At 69.8% G+C, this 11316-nt stretch carries 11 protein-coding genes; 6 read left to right on the forward strand and 5 right to left on the reverse strand.

Annotated features, from left to right (window positions below; translation table 11 throughout):
• Window positions 1-228 precede the first annotated feature (228 nt).
• From AB0B40_RS09045 to dnaA, 5 genes are all read right to left on the reverse strand, one after another.
• Window positions 229-795, reverse strand: coding sequence for a DciA family protein (locus tag AB0B40_RS09045; RefSeq protein ID WP_345058956.1), 567 nt, complete (start codon window positions 793-795; stop codon window positions 229-231).
• Window positions 792-1913, reverse strand: coding sequence for a DNA replication/repair protein RecF (gene recF, locus AB0B40_RS09050; protein WP_345058954.1), 1122 nt, complete (start codon window positions 1911-1913; stop codon window positions 792-794). The genes AB0B40_RS09045 and recF overlap by 4 nt, the downstream gene beginning before the upstream one ends.
• A 46-nt stretch (window positions 1914-1959) precedes the next feature.
• A complete protein-coding gene (gene gnd, locus AB0B40_RS09055) occupies window positions 1960-2835 on the reverse strand; it encodes a phosphogluconate dehydrogenase (NAD(+)-dependent, decarboxylating) (RefSeq protein WP_362263602.1) in 876 nt (291 codons plus the stop codon).
• Between the two features lie 209 nt (window positions 2836-3044).
• Entirely contained in the window at window positions 3045-4175 is a 1131-nt protein-coding gene (dnaN, locus tag AB0B40_RS09060; protein WP_345058950.1) for a DNA polymerase III subunit beta, read from the reverse strand.
• A 1100-nt stretch (window positions 4176-5275) separates the two neighbouring features.
• Window positions 5276-7228: a chromosomal replication initiator protein DnaA gene (gene dnaA, locus AB0B40_RS09065; protein WP_345058948.1), complete on the reverse strand. Its 1953-nt coding sequence runs from the start codon at window positions 7226-7228 to the stop codon at window positions 5276-5278.
• 397 nt (window positions 7229-7625) lie between these two features.
• On the opposite strand from dnaA, the gene rpmH reads away from it, so the two are divergent.
• The 6 genes from rpmH to rsmG all read left to right on the forward strand — a co-directional run bounded on the left by rpmH (window position 7626) and on the right by rsmG (window position 11154).
• Entirely contained in the window at window positions 7626-7763 is a 138-nt protein-coding gene (gene rpmH, locus AB0B40_RS09070; protein WP_003975051.1) for a 50S ribosomal protein L34, read from the forward strand.
• Between the two features lie 21 nt (window positions 7764-7784).
• Entirely contained in the window at window positions 7785-8156 is a 372-nt protein-coding gene (gene rnpA / locus AB0B40_RS09075; RefSeq protein WP_079080991.1) for a ribonuclease P protein component, read from the forward strand.
• Window positions 8153-8518, forward strand: a complete 366-nt coding sequence (yidD, locus tag AB0B40_RS09080; RefSeq protein WP_345058943.1) for a membrane protein insertion efficiency factor YidD — start codon at window positions 8153-8155, stop codon at window positions 8516-8518. The genes rnpA and yidD overlap by 4 nt, the downstream gene beginning before the upstream one ends.
• A 3-nt stretch (window positions 8519-8521) precedes the next feature.
• On the forward strand, window positions 8522-9793 hold the full coding sequence (yidC, locus tag AB0B40_RS09085; RefSeq protein ID WP_345058941.1) for a membrane protein insertase YidC: 1272 nt from the start codon (window positions 8522-8524) through the stop codon (window positions 9791-9793).
• Between the two features lie 15 nt (window positions 9794-9808).
• Window positions 9809-10321 carry a R3H domain-containing nucleic acid-binding protein gene (locus tag AB0B40_RS09090; protein WP_345058939.1) on the forward strand — a complete coding sequence of 171 codons (513 nt, stop codon included), beginning with the start codon at window positions 9809-9811 and terminating at the stop codon, window positions 10319-10321.
• A gap of 116 nt (window positions 10322-10437) precedes the next feature.
• Window positions 10438-11154, forward strand: coding sequence for a 16S rRNA (guanine(527)-N(7))-methyltransferase RsmG (rsmG, locus tag AB0B40_RS09095; protein WP_362263603.1), 717 nt, complete (start codon window positions 10438-10440; stop codon window positions 11152-11154).
• Window positions 11155-11316: the final 162 nt, after the last annotated feature.

An 11316-nucleotide genomic window follows, 5' to 3' on the forward strand; every position in this document is an offset into this window, starting at 1 on the left:
GGGTTTGCGGGCACCTGAGCCCCCATGTGCCGCCCTCAACCGGTCTCGGCCGGGTCCCGATATACGGATGGGGGCTCCAAGCGGCTCACAGTGGCGCTCAGCGCTTCCAGCCGTCAACCCTTGGCTACCGGGGGGTCGGAAGGCCTTCCGGGCGCGTCCGGGCGGTGATCCACACAGGCGTACGCAGGTACGACGGCATGCCGCACGGACCCCGCGACGTGAGGTACGTCACCCGTACGTATCGCCGGGTCCGGTGCTGCCCGGAGCCCGCAGAGGGCCGTAGCGGCGGGGCGGGCCGCCCGGATTGAGCACCTTGATCATCCGTACGCTGCCGTGCCCGAGATCCTCGTTGAGCCGGGCCACCAGCGCCGGCGCGAGCACGCGCAGCTGGGTCGCCCAGGCCGTCGAGTCGCACTGGACGGTGAGCACCCGCTCGTCCTCGTCGTACCGCTGCGGCACACAGTGGTTGGCCAGGTCCTCGCCGACGATCTCGGGCCAGCGGCCCATGACCCCGCCCACCGCGGCGGGCGTCTCCCAGCCGCGCTCGTTGATCAGCCGGTTGATCGCCGCGCCCAGCGCCATCGGGTCGCGTCCGTCGGCGCGCGCGCCGGAGCGCAGGCCGCCGCCCCGCCGCACCTGCTTCTTCTGCCGAGCCGCGTCCCCACGCGCGCGTGCCTGTTCCTTCGCGGCGCGCAACGCCACGCGCGCGAGGTCGACACCGGAGGGCTCCTTGTCGCCCCCGCCGGGGTCCGAGGCGCTCCGGCCGGGGTCCGAGACGGGTTTCCCGGCGCTCATACGCGCTCCACCGCCCCGTCGGCCACCGTGTACCGGACGCCGGCCAGCACACCGGGTACGTCGTCGTCCACGGCGGCGGTGACCAGCACCTGCTCGCCGGGGGCGACCAGCTCCGCGAGCCGTTCCCGGCGGCGGGCGTCCAGCTCGGCGAAGACGTCGTCCAGGATCAGCACCGGCTCGTTGCCCTCGGCGCGCAGCAGGTCGTACGAGGCCAGCCGCAGGGCGAGGGCGTAGGACCAGGACTCGCCGTGCGAGGCGTACCCCTTGGCGGGCAGCTGACCGAGTTTGAGAACCAGATCGTCACGGTGGGGGCCCACGAGGGTCACGCCCCGCTCGATCTCCTGCTTGCGCGCCTCCGTCAGCGCCGCCATGAGCTGGGCGCAGAGGTCCTCGCGCGTGTGGGCCTCACCGGGCGCGGACGGCTTGTACTCCAGTCCGACCGGACCGCCGCCGGGGGCCAGCTGCTCGTACGCCTTGTCGGCCAGCGGCCGCAACGCGGCGATCAGGTCCAGCCGCTGCGCGAGCAGCTCCGCACCCGCGCGCGCGAGATGCTGGTCCCACACGTCGAGGGTGGACAGGTCCATGGACCGCCCGCCGTGCCGGCGTGCCAGCGCGGCCGTCTTCAGCAGGGTGTTGCGCTGCTTGAGCACCCGCTCGTAGTCGGAGCGCACACCCGCCATCCGCGGGGACCGGGCGGTGACCAGCTCGTCCAGGAACCGCCGCCGCTCCCCGGGGTCCCCCTTCACCAGCGCGAGATCCTCGGGCGCGAACAGCACGGTCCGTACGATCCCCAGCACGTCCCTCGGCCTGACCTGCGAGGAGCGGTTGATACGGGCGCGGTTGGCCCTGCCCGGGTTCAGCTCCAGCTCGATCAGCTGCTGCCGGTCGCCCTGCCGGACCTGCGCCCGGACGACCGCGCGCTCGGCGCCCATGCGGACGAGGGGGGCGTCGGAGGCGACCCGGTGGCTGCCGAGCGTGGCCAGGTAGCCGACCGCCTCCACGAGGTTGGTCTTGCCCTGCCCGTTGGGGCCGACGAAGGCGGTGACGCCCGGGTCGAGCGGGACCTCGGCCCGGGCGTACGAGCGGAAGTCGGCCAGCGATAGATGCGTGACGTGCATGGTCGTCCCGCCGACCTCCCTGCTTGTCTCCGGCCCGCGAAGGGGCCTACTTCTTCTCTACTGCGTGCCCGCCGAACTGGTTGCGCAGCGCGGCGATCATCTTCATCTGCGGCGAGTCCTCCTGCCGGGAGGCGAACCGCGCGAACAGCGACGCGGTGATCGCCGGCAGCGGCACCGCGTTGTCGATCGCGGCCTCCACGGTCCAGCGTCCCTCACCGGAGTCCTGTGCATAACCGCGCAGGCCGCCCAGGTGCTCGTCCTCGTCGAGGGCGTTGACCGCGAGATCCAGCAGCCAGGACCGGATGACGGTGCCCTCCTGCCAGGAGCGGAAGACCTCGCGGACGTTCTCCACGGAGTCGACCTTCTCCAGCAGCTCCCAGCCCTCGGCGTAGGCCTGCATCATGGCGTACTCGATGCCGTTGTGGACCATCTTCGCGAAGTGGCCCGCGCCGACCCTGCCCGCGTGCACCGCGCCGAAGTCGCCCGCCGGCTTCAGCGCGTCGAAGACCGGCTGCACCTTGGCGACGTTCTCGGCGTCGCCGCCGTACATCAGCGCATATCCGTTCTCCAGGCCCCAGACGCCGCCGGAGACACCGCAGTCGACGAAACCTATGCCCTTGGCGGCCAGTTCCTCGGCGTGCTTCTCGTCGTCCGTCCAGCGGGAGTTGCCGCCGTCCACGACCACGTCGCCGGGCGCCAGCAGTTCGGCGAGCTGGTCGATGGTCGACTGGGTCGCCTCACCGGCCGGGACCATCACCCAGACCACACGCGGGCCGCTGAGCTTGCCCACAAGCTCTTCCAGGCTGTGGACATCCGCGAGGTCCGCGTTGCGGTCGTATCCGACGACGGTGTGGCCCGCGCGGCGGATCCGCTCGCGCATGTTGCCGCCCATCTTGCCGAGGCCGACGAGACCGAGCTCCATCAGTTGTGTTCCTTAGGTCGCTGTGTGGCGTGAGAGGCACCTGAGGTGCCGAGCCGAGCCTAAACCCGCACGCTCCTGCACAGCTGTGGGCATACGCGCTCATGCGTTACCCCTCTGACCTGCGGCTTCTCCACGTCTCGCCGATCTGCCCCACCTGGTGCCGGGCGCCCGCACGAGACACCCGGCACTGTGCACAGCTGTGGACGACGTCAGCCGCTGAGCCGCACCGGCATGATCAGGTACTTGTAGGCGTCGTCTGCCTCGGCGTCCACCGCCGGCTTCCCGCTGAGCAGCGCCGGCTTCGTGGACGTGGTGAACGACAGCTGCGCCACCGGCGAGTCGATCGCGCTCAGACCGTCCAGCAGGAACGTCGGGTTGAAGGCGATCGAGATGTCGTCGCCCTCCAGCTGCGCGTCGACCCTTTCCACAGCCTGTGCGTCGTCGCTGGAACCGGCCTCCAGGATCAGCACGCCCTGCTCGAAGCTCAGCCGCACCGGGGTGTTCCGCTCGGCGACCAGGGCCACACGCTTGACCGCCTCCACGAACGGCGCGGTCTCGATCACGGCGACGGAGTTGAACTCGGTCGGGAACAGCGTCCGGTACTTCGGCAGGTCGCCCTCGAGCAGGCGCGTGGTCGTACGCCGGCCCGCGCCCTCGAAACCGATCAGCCCCTCGCCCGCGCCGGAGCCGGAGAGCGCCAGGATGACGCTGTCGCCGCTCGTCAGGGCCTTGGCGGTGTCCTGGAGCGTCTTGGCGGGCACCAGGGCGACCGCGGAGACGTCCGGGTTCTCCGGCTTCCACAGGAACTCCCGGACCGCGAAGCGGTAACGGTCGGTGGAGGCCAGGGTGACCGTGTCGCCCTCGATCTCGATGCGCACACCGGTCAGCACCGGGAGCGTGTCGTCACGGCCGGCGGCGATGGCCACCTGGGAGACGGCGGCGGCGAAGACCTCGCCGGGGACGGTGCCGGTCGCGTTCGGCATCTGCGGCAGTGCCGGGTACTCCTCCACAGGCAGTGTGTGGAGGGTGAAGCGCGAGGAGCCGCAGACCACGGTCGCCCGTACACCGTCTGTGGAAATCTCCACCGGCCGGTTGGGGAGGGCCCGGGAGATGTCGGCGAGCAGCCGGCCCGAGACGAGGACGGTGCCCTCCTCCTCGACCTCCGCCTCGACGTTGACCCGCGCGGAGACCTCGTAGTCGAAGCCCGACAGGCTCAGCTGGCCGTCCTCGGCCTTCAGCAGGAGGCCGGCGAGGACAGGCGCCGGCGGACGGGCCGGGAGGCTGCGTGCTGCCCACGCCACTGCCTCCGCGAGTACGTCGCGTTCCACCCGGATCTTCACCGTAAGCCGCCTCCTGCTGTTGCTACTGAGTCCTCCGACTCGGTGTCACCGCCCACTGGGACGGGAAGGACACCGGGGACCAGTCTGACGCACGGCACTGACAGTAGGTGCCCGTCGGGGTCAAGTCGGTCCGGGGGCCAGCCGGACGCGAGACGGCGAGTTGTGCACAGGCCCCGCTTCAAAGCGACTCCCGAACTCTCTCTAGTCGGGAGTAGTAGTAGGGCCTGTGGATACCGTGGATAACCGCGTTTGCCCAGCTCAGCACGCGTTTTTTATCCACCGGCCCTGTGGGTGGAGGCAGTGGACAACCGGGGCTTTCTGTGGAGAACAGAAAGTTCTGCACACGTCGCCCACAGGAGGAGGGCAGTTCTCCCCAGCTGTGTCCCCAGGAATACCCAGGTTTCCCACACCCCAACCCGGCAGCTTCCTGTGACGCCTTTCACTCGACGCGGTGACCGGGTGCGTCGGGTTGCCGAACAGTGGACAGCCATGTGGAGAAGCCGGGTATCGCTGGGGACAACTGCCCCCAGCCTGTGGGCAGCCGGTGGACAACTCGGTGCGCGGGCTGTGGACCCTCGCGTTTTCCACAACCTGTGGAGATCGTTCGTCCACGATTCCACAGGCCGATGAGCTGGGCGGACGCCACGTGGCCAGCTTCCCTGTGGACGCGGCTCGGGACAACTTCGCAGTCCCCAGGATGTGGACGGAAGAAAGTCACCGAATCTGTGGAGAGTGGCCGTAACCCGGCAAGTATTCGAACACCGGATGACCGGGGTGAAACGGTCCACAGCCGGTGCGCGGTGCCTTGGACACCGGTGCGTGCCGCTGCGGGACGCCGGTACGCGCGCGTCGGGACACCGGTACACGCGCGTCGGGGCGCCGGTGCGTGAGGTTCCGGGGCGCCGGTACGTGGGGGGCTCGGGGCGCCGGAACGTGAGGGTTCGGGCGCCGGTGCGTGAGGGCTCGGGACGCCGAGGGCCGGCATCAGGAGCCCGGGGGACGGCCTCCGGCACGGTGAGCGGGGCCCGCGGAAACGCCGGAGGGCGCCCCGGGGAGACGTGTTCCCCGGGGCGCCCTCCGACGCCGTCCTGCGGCCGCTCTCAGCCGTTCTTGATGCGGTTGGTCAGCTCGGTGACCTGGTTGTAGATCGAGCGCCGCTCGGCCATGAGCGCGCGGATCTTGCGGTCGGCGTGCATGACGGTCGTGTGGTCACGGCCGCCGAACTGAGCGCCGATCTTCGGCAGTGACAGATCCGTCAGCTCACGGCACAGGTACATCGCGATCTGCCGGGCGGTGACCAGCGCGCGCCCGCGGGAGGTGCCGCACAGGTCCTCCACCGTCAGTCCGAAGTAGTCCGCGGTGGCCGCCATGATCGCCGAGGCCGTGATCTCCGGCGCGCTGTCCTCGCCACCGGGGATCAGATCCTTCAGGACGATCTCCGTCAGGCCCAGGTCCACCGGCTGCCGGTTGAGCGAGGCGAACGCCGTCACCCGGATCAGCGCACCCTCCAGCTCACGGATGTTCCGCGAGATCCGGGAGGCGATGAACTCCAGCACCTCCGGCGGGGCGTTCAGCTGCTCCTGCACCGCCTTCTTGCGCAGGATCGCGATGCGCGTCTCCAGTTCCGGCGGCTGGACGTCGGTGATCAGACCCCACTCGAAACGGTTCCGCAGCCGGTCCTCGAGTGTCACCAGCTGCTTGGGCGGCCGGTCGCTGGAGAGCACGATCTGCTTGTTGGCGTTGTGGAGCGTGTTGAAGGTGTGGAAGAACTCCTCCTGCGTCGACTCCTTGTCCGCCAGGAACTGGATGTCGTCGACGAGCAGGATGTCCATCTCGCGGTAGCGCTTGCGGAAGCTGTCGCCCTTGCCGTCGCGGATGGAGTTGATGAACTCGTTGGTGAACTCCTCCGAGCTCACGTACCGCACGCGCGTGCCCGGGTAGAGGCTGCGCGCGTAGTGCCCGATGGCGTGCAACAGATGCGTCTTGCCGAGCCCCGACTCCCCGTAGATGAACAGGGGGTTGTACGCCTTCGCCGGCGCCTCGGCGACCGCGACCGCCGCCGCGTGTGCGAACCGGTTGGACGCGCCGATGACGAACGTGTCGAACAGGTACTTGGGGTTCAGCCGTGCCGTCGGCTCGCCGGGGCCGCTCGCCGGGGCCGGCTGCTTGGCCGGCGGGCCGGGGGCACCCGTCGCGGGCACGTCCGGCCGGCCGTGCCCGCCGCGGTGCGCCGGCGGTTCGGGCAGCTCGCGGCGGACCGGGTCCCGCTGGTCGTACTCGGCCCGGGGCGGGTCGTAGTCGGGACGCGGGGAGTCGTAGTCCGGACGCCCGGAGTCGTAGTCCGCGCGCGGGGAGGCGTAATCGCCGCGCTGCTGTTCGTACGGCGGCCGGTCCGGGTTCTGCGGGCGGTAGTCCTGGGACGGCGAGCCGTACGCGTCCGCCCCGGAGCCGTAGCCGTCCTGGGACGACGGGGAGGCGTACGGGTCCCGCTCGGGGAAGCCGAGCCGGGGCTGCTGCCAGCCGTAATCGTCCTGGCCGGGGCGCGGCCAGGCACCCGGCTCGGGGCGGTGGTACTCGGACGGGTAGGCCGGGCGGGCGGTGGGCAGCTGGTCCGGGCGGGAGGACGCATGCTGTTCCGAGCGCGGCTCGGTACCCGGGCGCTGGTCGCCGCCGCGGTGTCGGCCGTAGCCCTCGTACGGCCCGGAGGGCAGCTCCGGCTCCTCGTAGCGCGGCTTCGGCTGCTGCGGGGAAGGCCCGGCGGAAGCCGGCGGTTCGGCCGCCGAGTCGTCCACGGTGATCGCGATCCGGATGGGACGGCCGCACTCGCGGCTCAGGGTCTCGCTGACGACCGGCGCGAGACGGCCCTCCAGTACGCCCTTCGCGAATTCGTTCGGTACGGCGAGCAGGGCGGTGTCCGCGACCAGCGCGAGCGGCTGGCAGCGCCGGATCCAGTGCTCGTCCTTGACCTCCACACCCTGACCACGGCCCTCCCCGAGGAGCTGCTCCAGTACTCGCGGCCACACTGCGGCAAGATCGGCAGGTACGTCAGCCACAGGGCACGCTCTCTCACAGGTCCCACGAACGTGTGGTTCAGGGACGGGTCGGGATGAAATCCGGGTGGACGGGGCGGGGCGATCCCGCTCGGGCGGGGGACAAGGGAACGAATCGGAGTTCAGCCACGGTAGTCAGCGCGGCGGGTACGGTTCAAGTTGTTGTCCCCAGCCTGTGGACAGTGTCTCTCGGGGAACCCCGGTTTGACCGGATGGCGCCGCCCCGCGTACCGTAACCAGGTCGAGTTGTCGATGGCTGCTGCCGCCTGCCTCCGATGGGCACAGATCACGTCAGGTGATCGGGAAGCGGTGCACTCGGGCGTGAAGCGAGCTACTCGTGGGCGCACGGTGACAGCCAGGACGGCACCCCGCCACTACCGAATCTTTCTGGAGCCCCCGAGTGAGCAAGCGCACCTTCCAGCCGAACAACCGTCGTCGCGCCAAGACCCACGGCTTCCGGCTGCGTATGCGCACCCGTGCCGGCCGCGCGATTCTCGCGACTCGCCGTAGCAAGGGTCGCGCCCGCCTGTCCGCCTGATTCCGATCAGGTCATGACATCGTGCTGCCCACCGAGAACCGGCTGAGGCGGCGCGAGGACTTCGCGACCGCGGTACGACGAGGTCGTCGGGCCGGACGCCCGACCCTCGTCGTCCACCTTCGTAGCGGTGCCACGGACCCGCACGCGCCTGGGGAGAGCGCTCCCCCGACGCGTGCGGGTTTCGTCGTGAGCAAGGCCGTGGGTGGCGCGGTCGTGCGCAACACGGTGAAGCGCAGACTGCGCCATCTGATGCGTGACCGAGTCGCCCTGTTTCCCCCCGGTAGCCTGGTAGTCGTACGAGCGCTGCCCGGAGCGGGCGACGCCGACCATGCACAGCTGGCCCGAGACCTGGACGCCGCCCTTGAGCGGCTACTGGGAGGGGGCGCGCGATGAAGTACCCGCTGCTGGCTCTGATCAAGCTGTACCAGTGGACGATCAGTCCGTTGCTGGGGCCGGTGTGCAAGTACTACCCGTCGTGCTCCCACTACGGCTACACGGCCATCGACCGGCACGGTGCGATCAAGGGAACGGCACTCACCGCCTGGCGCATCCTCCGGTGCAATCCGTGGTCGCTGGGCGGGGTGGACCATGTTCCGCCGCGCAAGCGCCCGCGGTGGCACGAAATGCTGCGCAACGCCTTGCGCGCACGCAGGGGCGGGCCCTCCGCCGCCGAACCGGCCACCGAAGAGAAGCTCTCTTCCGAGCTTCCTCCGAGCCCGGCCGCAGAGACTTCGTCCCATGCCCAAGGAGCATGATTAGTGGACACGATTGCCAGCTTCTTCAGCTTCATCACGACACCCGTCTCATGGGTCATCGTCCAGTTCCACACGGTGTACGGCGCGATCTTCGGCCCTGACACCGGATGGGCCTGGGGCCTGTCCATCGTGTCCCTGGTGATCCTGATCCGCATCTGCCTGATCCCGCTCTTCGTGAAGCAGATCAAGGCGACCCGGGCCATGCAGACGCTCCAGCCCGAGATGAAGAAGATCCAGGAGCGCTACAAGAACGACAAGCAGCGCCAGTCCGAAGAGATGATGAAGCTGTACAAGGAGTCGGGTACCAACCCGCTCTCCTCGTGCCTTCCCATCCTGGCGCAGTCCCCGTTCTTCTTCGCCCTGTACCACGTGCTCAACGGCATCGCGTCGGGCACGAAGATCGGCGTCATCGACAACCAGCTGCTCGAGAGCGCGCGGAACGCACACATCTTCGGCGCTCCGCTCGCGTCCAAGTTCTTCAGCAGTGAGAGCCAGGTCACCGCGCTGCACGCGTCGCTGACCGACGTCCGCGTCGTGACCGCCGTCATGATCGTGATGATGTCGGCGTCGCAGTTCTACACGCAGCGCCAGCTGATGACGAAGAACGTCGACACCACCGTGAAGACGCCGTTCATGCAGCAGCAGAAGATGCTGATGTACGTCTTCCCGGTCATGTTCGCCGTCTTCGGTGTGAACTTCCCGGTCGGTGTCCTCGTCTACTGGCTGACCACCAACGTGTGGACCATGGGCCAGCAGATGTACGTCATCCGCAACAACCCGACCCCGGGTTCCAAGGCCCAGGCCGCCTACCTGGAGCGCCTGACCAAGCACGTCACGCAGCACGGCAAGGTGAGCCGGCGCAGCGAGAAGGCCATCGTCAAGGCGATCGTCTCCAAGGGCCGCGACCGCAACGAGTCCGAGCGCAAGTTCGTCAACGCGCTGAACAAGGCGGGTCTCGTCGCCCAGGCCGACGGCACCGTGACGAAGAGCGCGGGCCAGGCCGCGGTGCAGGCCGAGGACGGTGCGGTCGTCGACACCACCGCCACGGCCGCCCGGCGCCAGCAGCCCAAGCGCCAGAGCAAGTCCCAGCGTCAGTCCGGCGCGACCAAGCAGGCGGGTGACTCCCTCTCGCTGGAGAAGTCCGACGAGCCGCAGGATGCCAAGCCCACCGCGGCCAAGCAGCCTCAGAAGCCCGGCTCCGGCACCCGCAGCAAGGCCCAGTCCGGCCAGCGCAAGAGTGGCCCGCAGCGGCCCAAGTCCCCGTCCAAGAAGTAAGAAGGAGTCCATCCCGTGACGGAAGGCACCACCTCCGACGCTGCCGAGGGCGCAGACACCCTCACCCGCCTGGAGCAGGAGGGTGAGATCGCGGCGGACTACCTGGAGGGTCTGCTGGACATCGCCGACCTCGACGGCGACATCGACATGGACGTCGAGGCCGACCGCGCCTCCGTGTCGATCATCAGCGACACCGGCGGCCGTGACCTGCACAAGCTGGTCGGCCGCGACGGCGAGGTGCTGGAGGCGCTGCAGGAGCTGACGCGCCTGGCGGTGCACCGGGAGACCGGGGACCGCAGCCGGCTGATGCTGGACATCGCGGGATACCGGGCCCAGAAGCGGTCCGAGCTGTCCGAGCTGGGTGCCAAGGCCGCCGCCGAGGCGAAGAGCACCGGCGAGCCTGTGAAGATGAAGCCGATGACCCCGTTCGAGCGCAAGGTCGTGCACGACGCGGTCAAGGCCGCAGGGCTGCGCAGCGAGTCCGAGGGCGAGGAGCCCCAGCGCTTCGTCGTCGTGCTGCCCGCCTGATCGGCCCCACGTTCCACCGGCCCCGTCTGTTGCGCAGGCGGGGCCGAACTTTGTCAGCCTGGTAGTTCTGGTGGCCGGTGCGCGAAGCACCGGCGCTGTACGGAAGGACGGTCCCCGTGACGGAGGCAGCGGAGCTTCCCCCCGCGCCCGAGCAGGCGCGGGAAGTGTTTGGTGATCGCTTCGCCGATGCGGTCCGGTATGCGGAACTGCTCGCCGAGGCGGGCGTGCAGCGTGGTCTGATCGGCCCGCGGGAAGTGCCCCGCCTGTGGGAGCGGCACCTGCTCAACTGCGCGGTGCTCTCCGAGGCCGTCCCGCAGGGAGTGACGGTCTGCGATGTCGGCTCCGGCGCCGGGCTGCCGGGCATCCCGCTGGCCCTGGTCCGCGACGACCTGAACATCACCCTGCTGGAGCCCTTGCTGCGGCGCACCAACTTCCTCACCGAGGTCGTCGAGCTGCTCGGTCTGGATCACGTCACCGTGATGCGCGGCCGTGCCGAGGAGGTCATGGGCAAGCTGCCTCCGGTCCATGTGGTGACCGCCCGGGCCGTGGCCCCGCTGGACCGCCTGGCCACCTGGGGCATTCCCCTGCTGCGGCCCTACGGTGAGATGCTCGCACTCAAGGGCGACACCGCCGAGGAGGAGCTGAAGGCCGCGGCCACCGCGCTCAGCAAACTCGGCGCGGTCGAGACGTCGATCCTGCATGTGGGCGAGGGTGTGGTCGATCCGTTGTCCACCGTGGTGCGGGTCGAGGTCGGGGAGAGCCCGGGCGGTGTGCGGTTCGCCGCGAAGCGCGCCAAGGCGGCCCGGACGGGCCGGACCCGTCGGCGTCGCTGACCCGGCCGCGTCGGCCCGCGTCACGCCCGGCGGCCTGTGGCTCGGCCGTCGGGTCCGTCAGTGACGCGTGACCGTCAGCGTGGAGTGGAGCCGGCCCACTGAGCCAGGCCGTAAGACGAGGCCGGGTTCCCGTGGGCATACTCCACACAAGCAGCCAAACGT

It is taken from the genome of Streptomyces sp. NPDC042638, assembly GCF_040647235.1.
Lineage (GTDB): Bacteria > Actinomycetota > Actinomycetes > Streptomycetales > Streptomycetaceae > Streptomyces > Streptomyces rameus.

What these genes read in the sequence shown, in the direction of transcription:
- AB0B40_RS09045 (WP_345058956.1), bottom strand. Translation starts at nt 795, where the DNA reads ATGAGCGCCGGGAAACCCGTCTCGGACCCCGGCCGGAGCGCCTCGGAC.
- recF (WP_345058954.1), bottom strand. Translation starts at nt 1,913, where the DNA reads ATGCACGTCACGCATCTATCGCTGGCCGACTTCCGCTCGTACGCCCGG.
- gnd (WP_362263602.1), bottom strand. Translation starts at nt 2,835, where the DNA reads ATGGAGCTCGGTCTCGTCGGCCTCGGCAAGATGGGCGGCAACATGCGC.
- yidD (WP_345058943.1), top strand. Translation starts at nt 8,153, where the DNA reads ATGAAGTACCCGCTGCTGGCTCTGATCAAGCTGTACCAGTGGACGATC.